Here is a 20,700-nt window from a genome sequence, read left to right as displayed (position 1 = left end):
GAATTTGTTGACTGCTTGGTCAGGAACTCGCACGCAGTGGATTATGCTTTTGTATACAAATAAAGCAAATAATGTTTTTTGTTTTGTCGACGAAATTTTTGGCGTTAGGGATATATCGCCTGCTCGCCAGGGAGTTTCTGGCCATTCAGATCTTTGTCTGACCCTCACCCAAGGCCAGGTTCACCGCCAGCCAGCCATTCACTGCCACCTCTCCGGCCTCGGCGAACACCCGCTCCAGCAGCTTCACTTGTTCACGCCGCAGCGATTGCTCGAAGCGTGCGCCCTCCACGGTCAGCTCCAGCAGGCGCTTACGCTTGTCGGTCTCGGATGCAATGCTGTTGACCAGGTGCATCTCCAGCAACTGGCGCAGCGGTATGTTCAGTGCCTGCTTGCTCACGCCCAGCAAGGCCAGCAGCTGCTTGACGCTGAGGTTGGGGTAGCGGGCGATGAAAAACACGATGCGCTGATGCACCCGGCTCAGGCCACGGCGCTCGAGCATTTCGTCGGCCTTGGCGGTGAACGCCTGGTAGCCGAAGAAAAACGCTTCCATGGCCTGTTGCTGGGAGGCAGGGTTTTTAAGGTCAAGCATGTTGACGTATCCGATCGGGTTGTCGTAATTTCGGTCAACAAGTTTGACTCATTTACCCCAGGCCTCGCTACCGGTGACCTCCATGGCATTTTCCGAACGTGTCTCACGCCTCAAAAGTTCTCTCATCCGTGAAATCCTCGCGGCGGCCCAGCGTCCGGAGGTGATGTCGTTCGCCGGCGGCTTGCCGGCCGAGGCGATGCTGCCGAAGGTGCAATGGGATGACATGCCCATGGGCATTGGTCAGTACGGCATGAGCGAGGGCGAGCCGGCCTTGCGCGAAGCCCTGGCAGCGCAGGCGCGGTCCCTGGGGGTAGCCTGCGAGGCGAGTCAGGTGCTGGTGGTCAGCGGCTCCCAGCAGACGCTGGATCTGGCGGCCAAGCTCTATATCGACAAAGGCACCGAAATTCTCCTCGAAGCACCGACTTACCTGGCCGCGCTGCAGATTTTCCAGCTGTTCGGCGCCGACTGCATCACCGTGCCGCAGCAGGCGGATGGTCCGGATCTGGTGGCGCTGCGCAGCCGCCTGGAACAGCACAAGCCAGCGTTCATCTACCTGATCCCGACCTTCCAGAACCCTTCGGCGGTGCGCTACAGCGAGGCCAAGCGTGATGCGGTCGCCGCGTTGCTGGACGAGTTCGCTGTCACCCTGATCGAAGACGAACCCTATCGCGAGCTGACATTCGATGGCGGCAGCGCCACGCCCATTGTCAGCCGCTTGAAGAAGGCCAGCTGGATCTACACCGGCACGGTCTCGAAAACCCTGCTGCCGGGGCTGCGCGTTGGCTACCTGATCGCCAGCGCGGATCTGTTCCCGCACTTGCTCAAGCTCAAGCAGTCGGCCGATCTGCACACCAACCGCATCGGCCAGTGGCAGGCCTTGCAGTGGATCGGCTCAGAAAAATATCAGCAGCACCTGAGTGACTTGCGCGACTTTTACCGGGCGCGTCGGGATGCGTTCCAGGCAGCGCTGCAAACGCATTTCTCCGACCTGGCTGACTGGAGCGTGCCCCAGGGCGGGCTGTTTTTCTGGCTGACGCTCAAGCAACCGCTGGACACGCGAACCTTGCTCAAGGACGCACTGGCGGCAGACGTCGCGTTCATGCCCGGCGAGCCGTTTTTCCCCGAACCGGACCAGCACCACGGGCATCTGCGGCTGAACTTCAGCCACATCGACCCGGCGCGATTGGGGGAGGGGCTCAAGCGCCTGGCGGCGGTGGTGCGTCAGGCGCAGGCGGTGGAGGCGGCCTGAGGGCTGAAATAAAAAAACCGGCCACTGGGCCGGTTTTTTTCTGGTGTTGACGTTGTTTGGGCCGGCCCCTTCGCGAGCAGTCAGCCCACCACGAAAACCTCAAACAGCCGCAAACCGCTTGTCCAGATAATCAATGATCACCTTGGACTCATACATCCACGTCGTCTGCCCATTCTCTTCGATGCGCAGGCACGGCACCTTGATCTTTCCGCCCTGTTCCAGCAGCGTCTGGCGATCCTGTTCGTTGTTCTTCGCGTCACGCAACGCCACCGGCACATTCAGGCGGCGCAGGGTGCGGCGGGTTTTCACGCAGAACGGGCAGGCGTGGAACTGGTAGAGGGTCAGGTCCCTGGCGGCGGCTTCAACCTGGGCCTGGGCGGCGGCGGGGCGCTGCTTTTTGCCAGGTCGGGTGATGAAGTCGATGAAGATGATCAGTTGGCCGAGGCCGACACGAAGTGCTTTGACGAACACGCTACAAGCCTCACGGGGCGAAGGAAGAAAGGCGCGCAGCTTACCTGATTTTTCACGGGCGAAAAAAAACCGGCGATAAACGCCGGTTTTCTTCGAGCGCGAATTACTTGATCAGGCTGAGGAATTCGCTGCGCGTGGCGGCGTTTTCGCGGAACTCACCGAGCATCACCGAGGTGATCATCGACGAATTCTGCTTCTCGACACCGCGCATCATCATGCACATGTGCTTGGCCTCGATCACGACTGCAACGCCCAGGGCACCGGTGACCTGCTGGACCGCGTCGGCGATCTGGCGGCTGAGGTTTTCCTGGATCTGCAGGCGACGGGCGTACATATCGACGATCCGCGCGACTTTCGACAGGCCCAACACCTTGCCGCTCGGGATATAGGCGACATGGGCCTTGCCGATGAAGGGCAGCAGGTGGTGTTCGCACAACGAGTACAGCTCGATGTCTTTCACCAGCACCATTTCGCTGTTGTCGGAGCTGAACAAGGCACCGTTGGTGACTTCTTCAAGCGTCTGCTCATAACCGCGGCAGAGGTACTTCATGGCTTTGGCGGCACGTTTGGGCGTGTCGAGCAGGCCTTCGCGGGAGACGTCTTCGCCCAATTGGCCGAGGATCTCGGTGTAATTCTGTTCCAGTGTCACAGGGGCTGATTCCATAAGGGTTTCAGAGGGGTACCGTTTCTGTCCGTACCCATTTTGGACCAATCAAGTGATGGTAAACGCAGGGTTCATCCCCGACATGGGGCACATGGTAGCGTATGTCCGAGGGCAGTTGTATGGCCGACCGAAGCGAATCCCCAAAATCAGTCAGCGCTGTGCCTCGCCCAAGCGGGCCACTGGCGAAGCGCCACACTTCAATATATAAGGGAGCGAACTGCGGGATACACCGCAGAACAGGGGCAGAAAAGACACTGCGACCAACAATTTTCGCTGGGGCACAGCTAATGTCGCGAGAGTGGTCTATCACGGCGGTTTTGGTGTTAATGGGGGCTTTACAATCGCCGGTCGTCATGGCGGACAGTGCTTCCGATCAACTCGATGATCTTGATCGCGAGGAATTCAACAACAGCCTTGGTAAAGCTGAAAAGTGCAGCAGCGAACGAGATTTCGAGTGCGTCAGTAAAAACCTGAAACGCGCGAAGGGTTATGTCGTCGACGCCAGCGATCGGGAGAAGCTGAAGCGGGCCTGGGCTCAACTCGAGCTGGATAAGCAGAACGTCTTCAGCGATGACGCGAAGTCCAAGTATGAAAGCCAGAAACGCTCTCTTGAAGCGAACAGTCAGCGTCTTCAGGAAGAAAATGCCGAGTTGGCACGTTCCAACCGGCTTCAGGCGGCCGATAATTCCCGTCGCATCGCTCAGCAAAAACGTGAAGAACCCCGAGCGCTTTCAATCACTGAAAGCGTTCAACTGGGCATGGCGCAGTCGCAGCGCGATCAGGCCCGAATCAATCAGATCCACAATAATTCGATGCAACAGCTTCATGAACAACAGCGCGCCAATGCAGCGGCTCGACAGCCGGTAGCGAGCAAAGAAGCGCCCCGCTCGGAACGACCTGCCCGGTCGGAACGAACGCCTGATGAAGTGTCCGCGCCACCTGTTGCCAGGTCTTCCTCGAATGAAGCCGTCGTCGCATCGACAACCGCTACGCGAAAAGTTGCCGAAACCAAAAAGCCGCAGGCGCCGGGTCTGGATGCGCTCGCTTTCTGCTGGCAGAACAAAAAGAGCAACTGGTTTTGCGATGGCAGGGTCGACGAAACGACGATTGGAGAAAAGAACCTCGAGGCTCAACTGTCCAGCGTTGGCTGTAAATCACCCTCTCGCCTGACCAGTTCGCCAATCACCCTGGTCAGTGTGCGCGTGTCCAAGCGCGAGCCGCAGACTGGCTGGCTTTATCGTTGCGCCGACAAACTGCAGGCAGGTGATACAGGTCCTGCGACCTGGAACAGAGACATTCGTCGGTTCTGGAGCGGGATCAACTTCTGATTGATCGTCATCTCACTACGGGTTCAAGGAGCGTTCTTTTGTCATACCTTTCAATGCGTGTTACCGACACACAGTCTCGGGCAGTCCTGAGCGTCCGTTCGATCACCCTGTGGCTGGGTGGCGTTACGTCCATGGTGTTATCCACTGCGTTGTTTGCAGAGACTTCGACATTGCGGGTTGCCTGCGACGAAGATGCTGACGGCGCGTCCATTTCCGTGAATGGAAAGTTCAAAGGCGAATGCCCAATCGATATCAAGGCCAATGCGGGTGTTCTCAAAGTGAAAGCCGTCAAGGAGATCGACGGCAAAACAAAATCCAAGACCCTGGATGTGCGCATTGGTGATGGTGTGACCAAGCGTATCGAAATGAGTTTTGGCAGTTCCGGTTCATCTTCGGGCAGTTCCTCCGCCAGTGCTCAGCCTGATCCACGTGCGGTTGCACAATTGCGCTATGAGGCTGAAGTCGCCGAATACAACAGGAGCATCGATGAGTGCCGGCCGCGTTTCGACGATGCCCTCAGAAATGCGAGGCTGGAAGCCAAAGAAGCCTTTGAGGAGCACAAGGCCGCCTGCATCGAGGCGAAAGGCGAGTGGGACCCGATCTGCGGTGTCTGGGACAGCCACTCCCAAGTGTTGCTGGACCGTAGGAAGAAGGCCGAGAAAAAGTACGAGTACATGAATTCGGGTGACGATCCTGCGGGCAAATGGTGCGCAGGCCAGTTTACTGCACCGCAGCGTCCCCTTTGATTGCAACCCGCACGCCAGCACCGTTGGCGTGTGGGTTGATGTCTGGCAGTGAACGAGCGTTTTGATAACGCGTAAGGAGCGCCGATCACCGAACGCTGATCCGCGCGCCTTCAATCTGTTCTGCGGTAAGGCCTGGTGAACAGGCGTTACTCGTCCCGACCTTCCATCATGGTGCGTTTGAGCATCACGTAAACCGCTCCGGCGCCGCCATGTCTGGCCTGGCAGGAAGTGAAGCCCAGCACCTTGGGATGCTGGCGCAGCCAGGTGTTGACGTGACTTTTGATCATCGGCCGCTTGCCGTCCAGGCGCACGGCCTTGCCATGGGTGACGCGCACGCAGCGCACTTCCAGCTGGGTCGCTTCGGCCAGGAACGCCCAGAGGGTTTCCCGGGCTTTCTCCACGCTCATGCCGTGCAGGTCGAGGCTGCCCTCGAACGGAATCTGCCCGACCTTGAGCTTGCGCATCTGGCTTTCCTGCACGCCATCGCGCGCCCACATCAATTCGTCTTCCGGGCCGACATCGATCACGAACTGATCGGACAGGCCATCGACGGTGGTGGCATTGGTGCGCACGGTGGCGGCCTGGCGCAGTTTGGCGATCTGGGCTCGATCAGCCTTGGGTTTACCGGTGTCGGCGCGGTCGTGCTTGATCGGCTTGACGCCTTGGATGGCGCTTTTGAACAGGGAAAAATCGTCGTCTTGCATGTCAGCCTCCGCGAAGGTCGGCCAGTTTACCCAAGTCGAGACATGTTCGATAACAATTGCGGTGTACCGACCTTCAATTCAGTCGTGTTTTTTCATCAGGTGCGGGGACATGTTCAGCTCACGCGACTGGCGCGCACGGCGACGGCAACGGCGCCAGAACCACACGCCCAGGTAGAGCAGGAACAAACCAACCGCCAGGATAATCGCCGAGCCTAACGGGCTGGCGTTCAGTTCGCCGAGTGCCGGCGGGCGGCCGAACAGGCTGGCGGCGCCGGCCATCGCCAGCAAAACGCCGCAGGTGGCCAGCAGCGCGGCGAATGCTGCGCCAAATCTGAATCGCCAGTTGCGTTGGCCCTTGGGCCGCAAGCGGCGTGCGTCAAAACCATCGGATAACTTCATTCCGACCTTCCTCAATGGGTATCGGCCCTTCGACCGGAAGTTGACCGGGATGTTCCTGAGGCTATGACAATTACGGCAAACGAGCGGCTTTTGCGGATGAGCGGCGGCAAATACCGCTCATCATGCGTCGATCAGATCAGATCGCGGGTCAGTGCGAGGGTGGCGAAGTTATCCGCCATGATCGCCATTTCGGTCTGTTGAACCTGTTCAGCACTCAACACCCCACCCTTGCAGGGCAAGTCGCGGGTGGCGCAGGCATCTTCAACGAGGGTGCAGCGAAAGCCCAGGTTCTTCGCGGCGCGCACGGTGGTGCTGACGCTGGAGTGGCTCATGAACCCACACACGATCAGGTCCAGGGAACCCAGGTTTTGCAGGCGTTCGAGCAGTTCGGTGCCATGGAACGCACTGGGCAGCAGTTTGCCGATGATGGTTTCGTCGGTCAGCGGCTCCAGGCCCGGGATGAATTCGCCGCGCTCGCCCTGCGGGTCGAACAACCCGCCGACGGTGCCAAGGTGGCGTACATGCACGACGGGGCGGCCGGCGGCACGGGCAGCGGTCACCAGTTGCTTGATGTTCGCAACGGCAGCATCCATGCCGCTCAGGGCCAGGGGGCCGCTGAGGTATTCTTTCTGGGCATCGATGATCACAAGCGTCGCATGACTCAGATTGGCTGCTGCGTAACCGCGGCCGCTGAGTTGAAACATCGTTTTTGGAACGGACATTCTGGGGCTCCTTCGGGTGGGGCTTTTGCGACATTCTCCTCTGGCTGAGCGTTTCTGTGAATCTCTACCATCGCAGGGGCCGTCGTTGCTGGCGTACAGCGTTGTCAATATCCTCGTTTTGTTCAATAGCCAACGCAAAAAATGGAGCAGTCCTACGTCCGCTTCGAAGTTTTTCCTGCATCGTCGTCCTGCGTTTTGGCTGTTAGACTGGCCCGTCGTTTTTTCTGGAGTCTGCCGCTGTGATCACTTCCCGCCTTCGTACCCTGCGCGACCATATCCGTTGGGCCGTCAGTCGCTTTCATGGGGAGGATCTGTTTTTTGGCCATGGGACCGACAACGCCTGGGACGAAGCCCGTCAACTGGTGTTGGGTGCGCTGCACTTGCCATGGGAAATCTCTGACAGTTACCTCGACTGCAACCTGGAGGACGACGAGCTGGTGCGCCTGCAGCGCCTGCTCAAGCGTCGCATCGAAGAGCGCATCCCGACCGCCTACCTGCTGGGCGAAGCCTGGTTCTGCGGCCTGTCGTTCATCGTCGATGAGCGCGTGCTGATCCCGCGTTCACCGATTGGCGAACTGATAGAAAAACAGTTCAGCCCCTGGCTGGGTGCTGAGCCGGCGCGGATTCTCGACTTGTGCACAGGCTCCGGTTGCATCGGTATCGCCTGTGCCTACGAGTTCCAGAACGCCGAAGTGGTGCTGGCCGACCTGTCGTTCGAAGCGCTGGAAGTGGCTAACCGGAACATCGAACGCCATGGCGTCGATGAGCGCGTGTACACGGTTCAGGGCGATGGCTTCGACGGGTTGCCGGGGCAACGATTCGATTTGATCGTGTCGAACCCGCCCTACGTCGATGCGGAGGATTTCGCCGACATGCCTCAGGAGTACCAGCACGAACCCGAGCTGGGCCTGGCCTGTGGCGACGATGGCTTGAACCTGGTGCGGCGCATGCTCGCCGAAGCGGGGGAGCACCTGACCGAGAAGGGGTTGTTGATCGTTGAAGTGGGCAACAGCCAGGTGCACGTCGAGGCGTTGTACCCTGAAGTCGACTTCGCCTGGCTCGATTTCGAGCGCGGCGGACACGGCGTGTTCATGTTGACGGCGCAGCAGTGCCGGGAGCATCAGGCGTTGTTCGCGTCTCGCGTCTGACTTGAGGGCGCTATCGCTGGCTTGCCAGCGATAGCCGCGCCGCGGTCTCAACCGGTTACCGGTGCGTCGCAATCCAGATCAGCAGCCCCGCCTGAAATACCGCAAACGCCACCAGGCAGGTAATGGTGAAGCGCAGGCCCGCGTCTTCACGCTTGTACTTGCTGACCTTTTCCTCATGCTTCTTGAGCTTCACTTCCTGCTCGGCCAGGTTCTGTTCGGCCTGCTGGAGCATTTGCGCCGCTTCGAGAATTTCCACCTGCTGCAGCTTTTCCGTGTTCCAGTCGGACAGCAGGTCGCCGACCCGCACTTCCTTGACGCTGCCTTTCAAATGCTGGGCGTCAGCGTAGACCACGTCGAAACCGTGGACGCGCAGGAAATGATCGCGTCGCAGGCGCGTGTCTTCGTTCAGCGCGTCCTTGTTGTTCAGGTCGGTGCCGTCGACGGTGTAGCCGGGCCAGCGTTTTTTCGCCCAGCTGATGCCCTGGGCCGCCAGGTAGCGTCCGATGCCGCGATTCATCGGCTCGATCTGCAAACCGCTGTCCGGTGCGAAGCGCACGCGTTTTTCGGCGTGGTCGACCCACACGTCGAGGTGATTCTGTTCCTTGCGCACGCGCTGGCCGGGCAGGGAGATGGTCATGCGCAGCAGGCTGTGTTTCTTGTCGTTGCGCTCGGCATAGCCGAACTCGACGAAACGCAATGGCCGCCCACCGGTGTTGCGGTCGGTTTGCAGCGGCGCCAGGCGGAGCATCTTGTGGTGCTCGACGTGGACGTCCGCCCAAGGCTGCTCGACCGCCGGCGGTGCGTCTTTTTCAGCGGTGGTGTCGGGTGAAGTCTGGGTATCGGTCATAACGGCGAGATCCTGTGCAAGCTCAGCTTGCCGCCAGCACGTACGCTGGCGACAAAGGCTTATCGGCCGATTTTTTCAGGACTGGAGGTTAAAAAAGCGCTTAACGGGTACGAAGTCCGGCAATAAATCCGAGAATTCGCGTGCCGAGCTCGGCCGCGAGGGGCAATTGCGGGTCTTTGTAGGACGCCAGTTGCCGTTTGACGTCGTTGGGCACGATGCGCAGGACGTGGTTCATGCCGTCGATCAAGGCCAGTTCGGCGTCCGGTTTGGCCGCCTTCAATTGCCGTGCGTCATCGACACCGACCTGGATATCGTGGCTGCCCTGAACGATCAGTGCCGACATCTTCAATTGGGCAAACGCGGCCGCCGGGTCCTGGCGAAACAGCGAAATCAGGTACGGCTGCACGCTCGGGCGGAAAATCACCTGGAGCGGTGTCGGCACGTTGTCGTCGGTTTTCCCGGCCTTGAGGCTGTCGATCAGTTGATTGCTGCGCAACATCAGGGGCGGTGGCAGGCTGCGGGCCAGTTGCTCGCGCAACACCTGATCGACCGGGCGGGCGGTGCCGGAGATGGAGATTACGGCCGCCGCGTCGACGTGCGGCGCGGCGAGGCTGGCGATCAATGCGCCTTCGCTGTGGCCCAGCAGGATCAATGGGCCAAAACGTGGATCGTCCTTGAGTTTGCGGCCCCAGGCCTGGGCGTCGGCCACATAGGCCTCCACCGACAGGTTGCGCTCATCCGGGGTGGCCGCCAGGCTTGCGGCGACGCCGCGCTTGTCATAGCGCACGCTGGCGATGTTGTGTTTGGCCAGCATCCAGGCCAGGCGCTTGAGGCTGTCGTTGCGCCCGCCGTCGGGGTTGTTGCCGTCGCGGTCCGTCGGGCCGGAGCCGGAAATGATCAGCACCACCGGCACCGGTTGCTCGGATTTGGGCAGCAGCAGGGAGCCGAACAGCTCTCCGGTGCCGGTATCCAGCGAGATCGGCCGTTGCAGGACGGTGGCCTGCACAAAGCCGGTAAACAGGGTCAGACTCAAGGCTAAAACTCGCAGCATCATCACGCCATCATTTACAAGGGTGCCGGTTGGACTCACAGGCCTCCATAAGGTTCGAGGATGAACTACTTGGGGAGCCTGCGTATACTGGCGCGCATTACGTATTTGGGTTCGATTTCACGGAGCGTCCTGCATGTCCGGCAATACCTACGGCAAGCTGTTCACTGTCACCACCGCAGGCGAGAGCCATGGTCCGGCGTTGGTCGCCATTGTCGACGGCTGCCCGCCGGGGCTGGAGATTTCCCTGGAGGATCTGCAGCGCGACCTCGATCGGCGCAAGCCCGGCACCAGCCGTCATACCACCCAGCGCCAGGAAGCCGACGAAGTCGAAATCCTGTCCGGCGTGTTCGAAGGCCGCACCACCGGTTGCGCCATCGGCCTGTTGATTCGCAACACCGACCAGAAGTCCAAGGACTACTCGGCGATCAAGGACCTGTTCCGCCCGGCCCACGCCGATTACACCTACCACCACAAATACGGCGAGCGCGATTACCGTGGCGGCGGTCGCAGTTCGGCGCGGGAAACCGCGATGCGCGTGGCAGCCGGCGCCATTGCCAAGAAGTACCTGGCCTCCCAGGGCATCGTGATTCGTGGCTACATGAGCCAGCTCGGCCCGATCGAAATTCCGTTCAAGACCTGGGATTCGGTGGAGCAGAACGCGTTCTTCAGCCCCGACCCGGACAAGGTGCCGGAACTGGAAGCCTACATGGACCAATTGCGTCGCGATCAGGACTCGGTCGGCGCGAAAATCACTGTTGTTGCCGAAGGCGTGATGCCGGGCCTTGGTGAACCGATCTTCGACCGTCTCGATGCCGAACTGGCCCACGCACTGATGAGCATCAACGCGGTCAAGGGTGTGGAAATCGGCGCCGGTTTCGCCAGCGTCGCCCAGCGTGGCACCGAACACCGCGATGAAATGACCCCGCAAGGGTTCCTCAGCAACAACGCCGGCGGCATCCTGGGCGGTATCTCGTCCGGTCAGCCCATTGTGGCGCACCTGGCGTTGAAACCGACGTCGAGCATCACCACGCCGGGTCGTTCGATCGATATCCACGGCAACCCCGTGGACGTGATCACCAAGGGCCGTCACGATCCGTGCGTCGGCATCCGTGCCACGCCGATCGCCGAAGCGATGATGGCCATTGTGCTGATGGACCACCTGCTGCGTCACCGCGGGCAAAACGCCGATGTGCGCGTGAGCACGCCGGTGCTGGGTCAGCTTTGAATGACTGATCCGAAAAGCGTCGCCGTCTGATGGTGGCGGCGCTCCCGTACTGGCGGCTCTCCAGTTTCTATCTGTTCTATTTCGCCTTGCTCGGCTCCACGGCGCCGTTTCTGGCGCTGTACTTCGATCACCTGGGATTCACCCCGGCGCGGATCGGCGAACTGGTGGCGATCCCGATGCTGATGCGCTGTGTCGCGCCGAACATCTGGGGCTGGCTCGGTGACTACACCGGGCGGCGCCTGGCCATCGTGCGCTTCGGCGCGGTCTGTACGCTGCTGACCTTCTCGTTGATCTTCGTCAGCAAGACCTACGCCTGGCTGGCGATGGTCATGGCCCTGCATGCGTTTTTCTGGCACGCGGTGCTGCCGCAGTTCGAAGTCATCACCCTGGCGCACTTGAATGGCCAGACCCAGCGTTACAGCCAGATTCGCTTGTGGGGTTCCATCGGGTTCATCATTACCGTGGTGGCGCTGGGTCGCTTGTTCGAATGGCTGAGCCTGGATATTTACCCGGTGGCGCTGGTGCTGATCATGGCCGGCATTGTGGTCAGCAGCCTGTGGGTGCCCAACGCCCAGCCGCTCCAGGGTGAACGCCTGGCCGGGGATGGCTTTCTCAAGCAGTTGCGCAGCCCCGGCGTGCTGGCGTTCTACGGTTGTGTGGCGCTGATGCAGATGAGCCACGGTCCTTATTACACCTTTCTGACCTTGCACCTGGAGCGCCTGGGTTACAGCCGTGGTCTGATCGGCATGCTCTGGGCGCTGGGAGTGGTGGCCGAGGTCCTGATGTTCCTGGCCATGAGCAGGATCCTGACCCGGTTTTCGGTGCGTCGGGTGCTGCTGGCGAGTTTCCTGCTGGCGGCGCTGCGCTGGTTGTTGCTCGGCTCATTCGCCGAGTTCGTCTGGGTGCTGCTCGTTGCCCAGGTGCTGCACGCCGCGACATTCGGCAGCTTTCACGCCGCTGCCATCCAGTTCGTGCAACGTAGTTTCGGCGCGCGCCAGCAAGGGCAGGGCCAGGCATTGTACGCTGCCCTGGCCGGCACGGGCGGCGCCTTGGGCGCGCTGTATTCCGGCTACAGCTGGAGTACCCTCGGCCCGGCATGGACCTTCAGTATTGCCAGTCTCGCAGCCTTCGCCGCTGCCATTATCATTGCCACACGCATGCAAGAGGACAGGCCATGAGCCTTACCCGTGAACACCTCGCCCAGGAAATCATCGACGCCGGGCGTTTTCTCTATGGTCGCGGCTGGTCGCCGGCCACCAGCAGCAATTATTCGACGCGCCTGTCGCCGACCCAAGCGTTGCTGACCGTATCCGGCAAGCACAAGGGCCAACTGGGGCCGGACGATGTGCTCGCCACCGATCTGTCCGGCAACAGCCTGGAACCGGGCAAGAAGCCGTCGGCCGAAACCTTGCTGCACACTCAGCTCTACCTCTGGCGCCCGGAGATCGGCGCGGTGCTGCACACCCATTCGGTGAACGCCACGGTGCTGTCGCGCCTGACGCCGCAAGACTTCATCGAGTTCGAGGACTACGAACTGCAAAAGGCCTTCAGTGGCGTGTCGACCCACGAGTCCCGGGTGTGCGTGCCGATTTTCGACAACGACCAGGACATTGCGCGCCTGGCCGCCAAGGTGCAGCCTTGGCTCGACGCCCATCCCGATTGCGTGGGTTACCTGATCCGGGGCCACGGCCTCTATACCTGGGGCGCACGCATGAACGATGCGCTGCGGCAGATCGAGGCCTTTGAGTTTCTGTTCGAATGCGAGTTGAAAACCCGAGCGGTCTCAAACCGCCCCGCCTGAACCGTTAAGGAGTTGCCCTGATGAGCAGCCTGTCCGTCTATCACGTTTCCAGCCCTGACATTCCGAACAAGGTGCTGACCCATTTCGAAGACATCGCCGCAACGCTGGCCGAGCAGGGCGTTCGTTTCGACCGCTGGCAAGCGGCGGCAAAAATCCAGCCGGGCGCCAGCCAGGAAGAAGTGATCAGCGCTTATCAGGCGCAGATCGACCAACTGATGACCGAGCGCGGCTACGTTACGGTCGATGTGATCAGCCTCAACAGCGATCACCCGCAAAAAGCCGAACTGCGCGCCAAGTTCCTCGACGAACACCGCCATGGCGAAGACGAAGTCCGCTTTTTCGTGGCCGGGCGCGGCTTGTTCACCCTGCACCTGGGCGATTACGTGTACGCCGTGTTGTGCGAGAAAAACGACCTGATCTCCGTGCCGGCCGGCACCCCGCACTGGTTCGACATGGGCGAGCATCCACATTTCGTGGCGATCCGCCTGTTCAACAACCCTGAAGGCTGGGTGGCCAATTTCACCGGCGATGACATTGCCAGCCGCTTCCCGCGCCTGGAGGACTGAGTCGATGCCGATCAAAGCGATTCTCACCGACATCGAAGGCACCACCAGCGCGGTGAGTTTTGTCTTCGATGTGCTGTTTCCCTACGCCGCCCGGCATTTGCCGGACTTCGTCCGCCAGCATGCGACCCGCGCCGACGTCGCCGAGCAACTGGACGCCGTGCGCCGGGACAGCGATGAGCCGGGTGCGGATGTCGAACGCGTCATCGAGATTCTCTTGGGCTGGATCGCCGAAGACCGCAAGGCCACGCCCCTCAAGGCCTTGCAAGGCATGGTCTGGGAGCAGGGCTACCAGGCGGGGCAGTTGAAGGGCCACGTGTACCCGGACGCTGTTGAAGCGTTGCAACGTTGGCATGGGCAGGGTTTCAAACTGTTTGTTTATTCCTCGGGCTCGATCCAGGCGCAGAAGCTGATCTTCGGTTGTTCCGAAGCCGGCGATCTGTCGCCCTTGTTCAGCGGCTATTTCGACACGACGTCGGGCCCCAAGCGCGAGGCGCGGTCTTACCGGCGTATTACCCAGGCCATCGGCGTGGGTGCGGAGCAGATCCTGTTTTTATCTGACATCGTCGAAGAACTGGACGCGGCGCGTGAGGCGGGGATGAATACCTGCGGGCTGGCGCGTGAAGGCGGGGAACTGGCGGGGCATGTGACGGTGGATAGCTTTGCGAATATAAACCCTGACGCCTAAATGCCCTGTAGGAGCGAGCATGCTCGCGATGGACTATCAGACACCGCGAGCATCCTGGTGCTCCGCGTTATCGTTGACGACCATCGCGAGCATGCTCGCTCCTACAGGTTTAGGTGCATCACGCCGAGTGGTAGGTCGGCAACGCAAACCGCTGCTGGCTCTGCAGCATGGAAATCTGTGGCAACTCGCTGGCTTGTTCGGCCAGGTCACGGCGGATCGCGCTGATCACCCAGGACAGTTGATCACCGGCATGCAGTTGCTGGTAGGAGATCGAGCGTTTGAAGACCCGGCCCTCGCTGCTGCGCAGGGTCAGCAGGATGCCGCCATCGGGGCGAGGCTGGGTGTTGACTTCGAAATTGGAGAACAGCGACGAAAATTTTTCCTGGATCAGGCTCATGTCTATCAGCTCCGTAGGTGTTGAATGGCAAGCATGTCCAAGGAGTTGCAGCGTTTGTGCCAGTATCCGGTTTAGATAAAAATCTTTGTAAATCAATTAGTTAGAAAGTCACCTGATTTTTGCTTTCGTGCAATCTGCATGAACGGCCATCGTGCATCCTGCATTTTGCGGGAAAACAGTCGGTTGCACGGAACCAATCGGTCGACTGACGTTCGCGTCTGTGACCGGCTGTTTTGCGGATACAAAACATTGCAAAAACCGCGTGTACAGCTCAAGAACCGTTGACGTATTTTCGGGATCAATCACCGTTGCCCGACAATAAGAAGATCGAACGGGAGCTTGCATGCGTCGCACCACAAACGACACGATCACCTGGAGCATGATGCTGCGCAAGCTGCCGTCGATTGCCAGGGCCCTCCCTCGGGTGGTGAAGGGCATGAAGATCGCAAACGTCACGGACCCGAGCCAGGCGTGTGGCCTGGGCTGGAGTTTCGAGCAGGCGACCTTGCGCAACCCTGAGGGCCCGGCCTTGTTGCAGGGCGACGCGGTGTTCAGTTACCGGCAGGTCAATCAGTGGGCCAATCGCATCGCCCACTATTTGATCGCCCAGGGCATCGGCAAGGGCGACGTGGTGGCGGTGTTCATCGAGAACCGCCCGGAGTTGCTGGTGACCCTCCTGGCTGTGGCCAAGGTCGGCGCGGTCAGCGCCTTGCTCAATACCTCGCAAACCCGCGACACCCTGGTACACAGCCTGAATCTTGTGGCCCCGGTGGCAATGATTGTCGGTGAAGAACTGGTGCCGGCGTTCCTGGCGGTGCGCGAGCAGGTTTCGATAGCGGCCCGGCGCACCTGGTTTGTCGCCGATCAGGACACGTACAACCAGCCGGGCATCGCCCCCGACGGCTTCATCAACCTGATGACGGCGGCGGTCGACGGGCCGGACGACAATCCTGCCAGCAGCCGCCAGGTTTTTTTCGACGATCCCTGCTTTTATATCTACACCTCCGGCACCACCGGCCTGCCCAAGGCCGGTGTTTTCAAGCACGGTCGCTGGATGCGCAGCTCCGCGAGTTTCGGTCTGATCGCCCTGGACATGCGCCCCGAAGACGTCGTCTATTGCACCTTGCCGCTGTATCACGCCACCGGGCTCTGTGTGTGCTGGGGCTCGGCCGTCAGTGGGGCGTCCGGGTTCGCCATCCGCCGCAAGTTCAGCGCCAGTCAATTCTGGAGCGATGTGCGTGCCTATCGCGCCACCACCATCGGTTATGTCGGCGAGTTGTGTCGCTACCTGGTCGATCAGGCGCCGAGTCCCGACGACAACCGGCATGGCGTGACCAGGATGATCGGCAACGGCCTGCGCCCCGGTGCGTGGCACGCGTTCAAAACGCGCTTCGCGGTTCAGCACATCTGTGAGCTGTACGCGGCCAGCGACGGCAACATCGGCTTCACCAACGCGCTCAACTTCGACAACACCGTGGGCTTTTCGCTGATGTCCTGGGAGCTGGCGGCCTACGACCATGACAGCGGCTTGCCGGTGCGCGAGGCCACGGGTTTCATGCGCAAGGTGGCCAGGGGGGAGCAGGGGTTGTTGCTGGCGAAGATCGACGACAAGGCGCCACTGGATGGCTACACCGATCCGCAGAAAACCGAGAGTGTCGTGTTGCACGACGTGTTCGAGAAGGGCGACCGGTACTTCAATACCGGCGATCTGATGTGCAACATCGGTTTTGGCCACGCCCGGTTCGTCGATCGCCTGGGGGACACCTACCGCTGGAAAGGCGAAAACGTGTCGACCACCGAGGTGGAGAACATCCTTTTGCAGCACCCGAATATTTCCGAAGCCGTAGCCTATGGTGTAGAGGTGCGCGACACCAACGGGCGCGCGGGCATGGCGGCGATCACGCCCGCCGAATCCCTGGCGACCCTGGATTTCAGCGAGCTCTTGGCCTTTGTCCGCGAGCGTATGCCCGCGTATGCGGTGCCGCTGTTCCTGCGGGTCAAGGTGAAAATGGAAACCACCGGCACCTTCAAATATCAGAAGACCCGGCTCAAGGATGAAGCCTTCGACCCTGGGCGCACCGGCGACGACCCGATCTATGCCTGGCTGCCGGGCACCGACACCTACGTGCACGTCACCGAGCAACTGCTGGCGCAGATCCAGGGCGGGCACTTCCGCTATTGAATGTGGCCATATTGAAGGTGGCTATGACGCCGCATGAGAAAAAACAAGTGACAGGTTCGGAGCCGCTCGGGAAACTGTCGGCTTTGCGAATAACTGTGAGTGGAGTTTCCAATGTCCGACCAAGGCCGCCAGATGACCCCCGAAGAAGCCGCCGAATTTGCCGAGCAGGTCTTCAATAAGGCGCGCGAAGGCGATGCGGCGATGATGGCCGCGCTGCTGAGCAAGGGCCTGCCGCCCAACCTGCGCAATCACAAGGGCGATACCCTGCTGATGCTGGCCGCCTACCATGGCCATGTCGATACCGTGAAGGTGTTGCTCGAGCACAAGGCGGACCCGGAAATCCGCAACGACAACGGCCAGAGCCCGATTGCCGGCGCAGCGTTCAAGGGCGACCTGGCGGTGGTCCAGGCCCTGGTGGACGGCGGCGCGCAAGTGGAAGGTTCGTCGTTCGACGGTCGCACGGCGCTGATGATGGCGGCGATGTTCAACCGCGTTGAAATCGTCGACTACCTGATCAGCAAAGGCGCCGACCCGAAAGCCAAGGACGCCAACGGCGTCTCGGCGCTGGACGCCGCAAAAACCATGGGCGCGGTGGACACCACGGCGCAGTTGCAGAAGCTGTTGGGCTGATACCACGCAAATCCCTGTAGGAGCGGTCTTGCCTGCGATGGTCGTCAACGCTGACGCGGGCTGCCTGACACCCTGCGGTGGCTGTCCCTCCATCGCGAGCATGCTCGCTCCTGCAGAGGGGCGGCGTCGAACATTCAGGCGGTGTGGGAACACTAGTAAACCCACACCTCAACCCGCCGGTTCTTGATCCGTCCTTCATCCGCGCTGTTGGCCGCCACCGGCATTTCCGCGCCAAAGCCGCGGATCTCGCGGAACACCACACCGCTTTTGACCAGCTCCCGCCGCACCGCCATGGCTCGCAGCTTCGACAGCAGGTCGGCCCGTGCCGGGTCACTCTTGGCGTCGCCGAAGCCCACCAACGTCACCTGCCGGTCGGTCTTGTGGTTCTGGCGCAGGTAGTCGAGCACACGCGTCAGGTCCTGTCGGGCCTTGTTGTCCAAGGACGCGCTGCCTTCCTCGAAACGAAAGTTCACGCTCAAGCGCTGGGCGTGTCGGCTCAGCGCCTGGTAGCCCTCGGGCATCAAGGCGTTGGGCGCGACGGTCATGGCTTGCACGGTCTGGGCAATGAAGCCGTTGGCGGCGACGATGGCCTGGCCCTTGGTGCTTTGGGCGAAGGCGACCAGAGCTTCGGCCCAGGGGTTTTTGCCGTTGGGCGGCAGGTAAAGGAACAGCCGGCGCGACAACGGATAGTCTTCGGTGGCAATCAGGCTGTTGAGCGGCAACATGGCCTGAGACTGGCCGTCGACGATGGCCACGGCCTTGGCCAGGCGCACGTACGGCAAGCCGATGAAGCCAATGCCTTGTGGATCGAGGCTGACCGCGTCGGACAATTGCTCGCTGGACTCGAAGCGTTTCGCCGCGTTGCTCAGGGTTTTGCCGCGACGGCCGAGAACCAGTTCCTTGAAGGTGTCGTAGGTGCCCGATTGGTCATCGCGTGCGTACAGGTGGATCGTCCCGCCGTGGCCGCCGAGTTCTTCCCAGGTTTTCGCTTCGCCGCTGAAGATGCGCGCCAGTTGCTCGGTGTTGAGTTGTGTCAGCCGGTTGTGCGGGTGGAGGATGATGGCCAGGCCGTCGATGGCGATGACCTGCTCGGCACCGGGGCTCTTCAGGTCGCCACGGGACGCAAGGGCCAGTACCTCGCTGTCCTTGATCGGGCGCGAGGACGCGGCCAGGTCGGCGCCGGCATTTTTCAGTGCCGTGAATCCGGTGCTCGAGCCATGGGCGGCGAGTTGCACTTCGACCCGCTGCCCTTGTGCGGTTTCGCCGACCACGCGCAACTCGTTGGCGGTGTCGGGCGCTTCGCTGTGCACCTTGAGCAGGCCCTGTTCGCGCATCAGGCCCTCGACCAGCGCCGGGCCCAACGCCGCGCCGATGGTATTGGAACCCTGGATGCGCAGCACCGGGCCCTGCCCGGGCATCGGCAGGTCAGCGGCCAGGGTGGTGATCGGCAGGGCGACGCACAACATGGACAGGAAAAAAACGCGCAGCGACATGCCGGCACCTTGATAAAGGAAAGTGCCGGGAGATTAAGTCAGTATTGTTTCCATCGGATGACAGATATTTTTACTGTTCAACTCAGTTCAACTCAGTTCAACTCAGTTCAGCTGAGTTCAAGCCAGATCGGCGCATGGTCCGAGGGCTTTTCCATCCCCCGCAGTTCGTAGTCCACGCCGGCATCCTTCACCCGCGGCAACAGCCCGTGGGAGGCCATGATCAGGTCGATGCGCAGACCACGCTTGGGCTCGTCCTCGAACCCGCGGCTGCGGTAGTCGAACCAGCTGAAGCGGTCGGCCACGTCCGGGTTCAGGTGACGGAAGCTGTCGACCAGGCCCCAGTTCTTCAAGCGGTCCATCCACTCGCGCTCTTCGGGCAGGAAGCTGCACTTGCCGGTTTTCAGCCAGCGCTTCATGTTGTCCGGGCCGATGCCGATGTCGCAGTCTTGCGGGGAAATGTTCACGTCGCCCATCACCACCAGCGGCTGCTCATTGCTGAACTGGCTCTCCAGCAGGTGCTGCAAGTCGCTGTAGAAACGCTGTTTGGCGGGGAACTTGGTCGGATGGTCGCGGCTTTCGCCCTGGGGGAAGTAGCCGTTCATGATGGTGACCGGAACGCCATTGGCGTCGGCGAAGGTGCCCCAGATGAAGCGACGCTGAGCGTCTGCTTCATCGGTGAGGAATCCCTTGTGCAGCGCCAGCGGTGCCTGGCGTGAAAGCAACGCGACACCGTAGTGACCCTTCTGCCCGTGGAAATGCACGTGGTAGCCCAGGGCCTGCACCTCCTCCAGAGGGAACTGGTCGTCATGGACCTTGGTTTCCTGCAGGCCGATCACGTCGGGCTGATGCTTTTCAATCAGCGCCGCCAACTGGTGAGGGCGAGCGCGCAGCCCGTTGATGTTGAAGGAGACGATCTTCATGGTCGGCAGGTCCTGGCAAAAGGGCGATGCTAGCTGACCTGCGGGATTGGGGCCAGTCCAGTCGATGGAGATCGCGTCTTGGTCTATACCTGTCAGGGAACTGTGCAGCCGCCCACACGCTCGTACCATAAGAACGCAGCCACCCAGACTGTGCCGGGGAGATCCATCCATGCCTGAAACCGCAACTGACATCGCCGCCATCCACCTGCTCGACAGCGGCTACTCCCGCGAAGCCCGTTCCCTGCTGTACCAGGCCTACCGCCACGAACCGACCTTCGGTTACCTGTTCGAAGCCGAGCGTCCCGGTTATGAGCAGCGGGTGCGCGCCACCGTGCGCGAGCTGGTCAAGCAGCATTTCCTGCAGGACCTGCCGGCGATCGGCCTGCTGGTCAACGACCGGTTGATCGGCATTGCGCTGATTGCGCCGCCGCTGCGTCGCCTGGGCATCACCGAAAGCTGGGCCTGGCGCCTGCGAATGGTGCTCAGCACCGGATTTCGCTGCACTCGCCGCTACCTTGAGTACCACGATGCAGTGATGGCCTGCGTGCCTTCAGACTCGGTACACCTGCTGCCGCTGCTGGGCATTCACCCGCAATACCAGGGCAAGCACTTCGGCGAGCAACTGTTGGAAGCGGTACACAACTGGTGCGCCGAGGATGAGCATTCCCAGGGGGTGGTGCTCGATACCGGCAATCCGCGTTACCTGGAGTTCTACAAGCGTCAGGGTTACGAGGAAATTGGCGAAGTGGCCGTCGGACCTATCCGCGAGCATGTGTTTTTCCACGCCAATCCGCAGGTGCTGCAAACGGCCTCGGCATAACCGGTAGAACTTTCGCATGATGCGAGGTTCTATCACGCTCCCAAGCTCGTGTTAGCATCCGCG

23 protein-coding genes are annotated in these 20,700 nt (G+C 61.0%); 12 read left to right on the top strand and 11 right to left on the bottom strand.

Going from position 1 to position 20,700, the window contains the following annotated elements; all coding sequences use genetic code 11:
* Positions 1-145: 145 nt before the first annotated feature.
* Positions 146-589 (bottom strand): MarR family winged helix-turn-helix transcriptional regulator, encoded by a 444-nt coding sequence (locus QIW53_RS09975; protein ID WP_371049494.1) that lies wholly within the window; start codon positions 587-589, stop codon positions 146-148.
* An 82-nt stretch (positions 590-671) separates the two neighbouring features.
* Between QIW53_RS09975 and QIW53_RS09970 the strand changes: the two genes are divergently transcribed.
* Positions 672-1,838, top strand: a complete 1,167-nt coding sequence (locus QIW53_RS09970) for an aminotransferase-like domain-containing protein (protein ID WP_371049493.1) — start codon at positions 672-674, stop codon at positions 1,836-1,838.
* A 99-nt stretch (positions 1,839-1,937) separates the two neighbouring features.
* Here the strand turns inward: QIW53_RS09970 and QIW53_RS09965 are convergent, their stop codons facing one another.
* Entirely contained in the window at positions 1,938-2,309 is a 372-nt protein-coding gene (locus QIW53_RS09965; RefSeq protein WP_192304296.1) for a glutathione S-transferase N-terminal domain-containing protein, read from the bottom strand.
* A gap of 103 nt (positions 2,310-2,412) precedes the next feature.
* Entirely contained in the window at positions 2,413-2,958 is a 546-nt protein-coding gene (folE, locus tag QIW53_RS09960) for a GTP cyclohydrolase I FolE (protein ID WP_371049671.1), read from the bottom strand.
* A 302-nt stretch (positions 2,959-3,260) separates the two neighbouring features.
* Between folE and QIW53_RS09955 the strand changes: the two genes are divergently transcribed.
* Both QIW53_RS09955 and QIW53_RS09950 read left to right on the top strand, forming a co-directional pair.
* Entirely contained in the window at positions 3,261-4,301 is a 1,041-nt protein-coding gene (locus QIW53_RS09955) for a hypothetical protein (RefSeq protein ID WP_371049492.1), read from the top strand.
* 131 nt (positions 4,302-4,432) lie between these two features.
* Positions 4,433-5,047 carry a hypothetical protein gene (locus QIW53_RS09950; protein WP_371049491.1) on the top strand — a complete coding sequence of 205 codons (615 nt, stop codon included), beginning with the start codon at positions 4,433-4,435 and terminating at the stop codon, positions 5,045-5,047.
* A 146-nt stretch (positions 5,048-5,193) separates the two neighbouring features.
* Here the strand turns inward: QIW53_RS09950 and QIW53_RS09945 are convergent, their stop codons facing one another.
* The 3 genes from QIW53_RS09945 to QIW53_RS09935 all read right to left on the bottom strand — a co-directional run bounded on the left by QIW53_RS09945 (position 5,194) and on the right by QIW53_RS09935 (position 6,872).
* Positions 5,194-5,751, bottom strand: coding sequence for a Smr/MutS family protein (locus QIW53_RS09945; RefSeq protein ID WP_371049490.1), 558 nt, complete (start codon positions 5,749-5,751; stop codon positions 5,194-5,196).
* A gap of 78 nt (positions 5,752-5,829) precedes the next feature.
* Entirely contained in the window at positions 5,830-6,150 is a 321-nt protein-coding gene (locus tag QIW53_RS09940; RefSeq protein WP_192304290.1) for a hypothetical protein, read from the bottom strand.
* A 131-nt stretch (positions 6,151-6,281) separates the two neighbouring features.
* Positions 6,282-6,872, bottom strand: coding sequence for a cysteine hydrolase family protein (locus QIW53_RS09935; RefSeq protein ID WP_371049489.1), 591 nt, complete (start codon positions 6,870-6,872; stop codon positions 6,282-6,284).
* A 239-nt stretch (positions 6,873-7,111) separates the two neighbouring features.
* Here QIW53_RS09935 and prmB point away from each other — a divergent pair, with 239 nt between their 5' ends.
* Positions 7,112-8,020, top strand: coding sequence for a 50S ribosomal protein L3 N(5)-glutamine methyltransferase (prmB, locus tag QIW53_RS09930; RefSeq protein ID WP_371049488.1), 909 nt, complete (start codon positions 7,112-7,114; stop codon positions 8,018-8,020).
* A gap of 55 nt (positions 8,021-8,075) precedes the next feature.
* On the opposite strand, the gene QIW53_RS09925 is transcribed toward prmB, so the two are convergent.
* Both QIW53_RS09925 and QIW53_RS09920 read right to left on the bottom strand, forming a co-directional pair.
* A complete protein-coding gene (locus QIW53_RS09925; protein ID WP_371049487.1) occupies positions 8,076-8,867 on the bottom strand; it encodes a hypothetical protein in 792 nt (263 codons plus the stop codon).
* A gap of 100 nt (positions 8,868-8,967) precedes the next feature.
* Entirely contained in the window at positions 8,968-9,921 is a 954-nt protein-coding gene (locus QIW53_RS09920; protein ID WP_371049486.1) for an alpha/beta hydrolase, read from the bottom strand.
* 130 nt (positions 9,922-10,051) lie between these two features.
* Here QIW53_RS09920 and aroC point away from each other — a divergent pair, with 130 nt between their 5' ends.
* Genes aroC through mtnC form a run of 5 tightly spaced genes read left to right on the top strand, consistent with a single transcriptional unit; the run spans position 10,052 to position 14,195 of the window.
* Positions 10,052-11,143, top strand: a complete 1,092-nt coding sequence (aroC, locus tag QIW53_RS09915) for a chorismate synthase (RefSeq protein WP_371049485.1) — start codon at positions 10,052-10,054, stop codon at positions 11,141-11,143.
* Between the two features lie 29 nt (positions 11,144-11,172).
* Positions 11,173-12,321 carry an MFS transporter gene (locus QIW53_RS09910; protein WP_371049484.1) on the top strand — a complete coding sequence of 383 codons (1,149 nt, stop codon included), beginning with the start codon at positions 11,173-11,175 and terminating at the stop codon, positions 12,319-12,321.
* On the top strand, positions 12,318-12,944 hold the full coding sequence (locus tag QIW53_RS09905; RefSeq protein ID WP_371049483.1) for a methylthioribulose 1-phosphate dehydratase: 627 nt from the start codon (positions 12,318-12,320) through the stop codon (positions 12,942-12,944). Before QIW53_RS09910 ends, QIW53_RS09905 begins: the two co-directional genes overlap by 4 nt.
* Before the next feature lie 20 nt (positions 12,945-12,964).
* A complete protein-coding gene (locus QIW53_RS09900) occupies positions 12,965-13,510 on the top strand; it encodes a 1,2-dihydroxy-3-keto-5-methylthiopentene dioxygenase (protein WP_371049482.1) in 546 nt (181 codons plus the stop codon).
* A 4-nt stretch (positions 13,511-13,514) separates the two neighbouring features.
* Positions 13,515-14,195, top strand: coding sequence for an acireductone synthase (gene mtnC, locus QIW53_RS09895; RefSeq protein WP_371049481.1), 681 nt, complete (start codon positions 13,515-13,517; stop codon positions 14,193-14,195).
* 118 nt (positions 14,196-14,313) lie between these two features.
* Here mtnC and QIW53_RS09890 read toward each other — a convergent pair whose 3' ends face one another.
* Entirely contained in the window at positions 14,314-14,592 is a 279-nt protein-coding gene (locus QIW53_RS09890; protein WP_371049480.1) for a DUF3509 domain-containing protein, read from the bottom strand.
* Positions 14,593-14,935: 343 nt separating this feature from the next.
* Between QIW53_RS09890 and QIW53_RS09885 the strand changes: the two genes are divergently transcribed.
* Both QIW53_RS09885 and QIW53_RS09880 read left to right on the top strand, forming a co-directional pair.
* Positions 14,936-16,774 carry a long-chain-acyl-CoA synthetase gene (locus QIW53_RS09885; RefSeq protein ID WP_371049479.1) on the top strand — a complete coding sequence of 613 codons (1,839 nt, stop codon included), beginning with the start codon at positions 14,936-14,938 and terminating at the stop codon, positions 16,772-16,774.
* A 111-nt stretch (positions 16,775-16,885) separates the two neighbouring features.
* Positions 16,886-17,404, top strand: coding sequence for an ankyrin repeat domain-containing protein (locus QIW53_RS09880; RefSeq protein ID WP_371049478.1), 519 nt, complete (start codon positions 16,886-16,888; stop codon positions 17,402-17,404).
* 152 nt (positions 17,405-17,556) lie between these two features.
* Here the strand turns inward: QIW53_RS09880 and QIW53_RS09875 are convergent, their stop codons facing one another.
* Together QIW53_RS09875 and xthA are read right to left on the bottom strand one after the other, a co-directional pair.
* Entirely contained in the window at positions 17,557-18,897 is a 1,341-nt protein-coding gene (locus tag QIW53_RS09875; RefSeq protein ID WP_371049477.1) for a substrate-binding domain-containing protein, read from the bottom strand.
* Positions 18,898-19,004: 107 nt separating this feature from the next.
* Positions 19,005-19,817 carry an exodeoxyribonuclease III gene (gene xthA, locus QIW53_RS09870; protein ID WP_371049476.1) on the bottom strand — a complete coding sequence of 271 codons (813 nt, stop codon included), beginning with the start codon at positions 19,815-19,817 and terminating at the stop codon, positions 19,005-19,007.
* A gap of 169 nt (positions 19,818-19,986) precedes the next feature.
* Here xthA and QIW53_RS09865 point away from each other — a divergent pair, with 169 nt between their 5' ends.
* A complete protein-coding gene (locus QIW53_RS09865; protein WP_371049475.1) occupies positions 19,987-20,637 on the top strand; it encodes a GNAT family N-acetyltransferase in 651 nt (216 codons plus the stop codon).
* The last annotated feature ends 63 nt before the right edge of the window (positions 20,638-20,700 follow it).

Origin of the sequence: Pseudomonas fluorescens (assembly GCF_041354075.1) — a bacterium.
Taxonomy (GTDB): domain Bacteria; phylum Pseudomonadota; class Gammaproteobacteria; order Pseudomonadales; family Pseudomonadaceae; genus Aquipseudomonas; species Aquipseudomonas fluorescens_CE.
Note: the sequence above shows the minus strand (reverse complement) of the source record. Positions and strands in the feature narration are given on the sequence as shown.

Excerpts from the sequence above, each read along its gene's own strand:
- QIW53_RS09975 (WP_371049494.1), bottom strand. The coding sequence starts at position 589 with ATGCTTGACCTTAAAAACCCTGCCTCCCAGCAACAGGCCATGGAAGCG.
- QIW53_RS09970 (WP_371049493.1), top strand. The coding sequence starts at position 672 with ATGGCATTTTCCGAACGTGTCTCACGCCTCAAAAGTTCTCTCATCCGT.
- QIW53_RS09955 (WP_371049492.1), top strand. The coding sequence starts at position 3,261 with ATGTCGCGAGAGTGGTCTATCACGGCGGTTTTGGTGTTAATGGGGGCT.
- QIW53_RS09950 (WP_371049491.1), top strand. The coding sequence starts at position 4,433 with ATGGTGTTATCCACTGCGTTGTTTGCAGAGACTTCGACATTGCGGGTT.
- QIW53_RS09945 (WP_371049490.1), bottom strand. The coding sequence starts at position 5,751 with ATGCAAGACGACGATTTTTCCCTGTTCAAAAGCGCCATCCAAGGCGTC.
- QIW53_RS09940 (WP_192304290.1), bottom strand. The coding sequence starts at position 6,150 with ATGAAGTTATCCGATGGTTTTGACGCACGCCGCTTGCGGCCCAAGGGC.
- QIW53_RS09935 (WP_371049489.1), bottom strand. The coding sequence starts at position 6,872 with ATGTCCGTTCCAAAAACGATGTTTCAACTCAGCGGCCGCGGTTACGCA.
- QIW53_RS09925 (WP_371049487.1), bottom strand. The coding sequence starts at position 8,867 with ATGACCGATACCCAGACTTCACCCGACACCACCGCTGAAAAAGACGCA.
- QIW53_RS09920 (WP_371049486.1), bottom strand. The coding sequence starts at position 9,921 with ATGATGCTGCGAGTTTTAGCCTTGAGTCTGACCCTGTTTACCGGCTTT.
- aroC (WP_371049485.1), top strand. The coding sequence starts at position 10,052 with ATGTCCGGCAATACCTACGGCAAGCTGTTCACTGTCACCACCGCAGGC.
- QIW53_RS09910 (WP_371049484.1), top strand. The coding sequence starts at position 11,173 with ATGGTGGCGGCGCTCCCGTACTGGCGGCTCTCCAGTTTCTATCTGTTC.
- QIW53_RS09905 (WP_371049483.1), top strand. The coding sequence starts at position 12,318 with ATGAGCCTTACCCGTGAACACCTCGCCCAGGAAATCATCGACGCCGGG.
- QIW53_RS09900 (WP_371049482.1), top strand. The coding sequence starts at position 12,965 with ATGAGCAGCCTGTCCGTCTATCACGTTTCCAGCCCTGACATTCCGAAC.
- mtnC (WP_371049481.1), top strand. The coding sequence starts at position 13,515 with ATGCCGATCAAAGCGATTCTCACCGACATCGAAGGCACCACCAGCGCG.
- QIW53_RS09890 (WP_371049480.1), bottom strand. The coding sequence starts at position 14,592 with ATGAGCCTGATCCAGGAAAAATTTTCGTCGCTGTTCTCCAATTTCGAA.
- QIW53_RS09885 (WP_371049479.1), top strand. The coding sequence starts at position 14,936 with ATGCGTCGCACCACAAACGACACGATCACCTGGAGCATGATGCTGCGC.
- QIW53_RS09880 (WP_371049478.1), top strand. The coding sequence starts at position 16,886 with ATGTCCGACCAAGGCCGCCAGATGACCCCCGAAGAAGCCGCCGAATTT.
- QIW53_RS09875 (WP_371049477.1), bottom strand. The coding sequence starts at position 18,897 with ATGTCGCTGCGCGTTTTTTTCCTGTCCATGTTGTGCGTCGCCCTGCCG.
- xthA (WP_371049476.1), bottom strand. The coding sequence starts at position 19,817 with ATGAAGATCGTCTCCTTCAACATCAACGGGCTGCGCGCTCGCCCTCAC.
- QIW53_RS09865 (WP_371049475.1), top strand. The coding sequence starts at position 19,987 with ATGCCTGAAACCGCAACTGACATCGCCGCCATCCACCTGCTCGACAGC.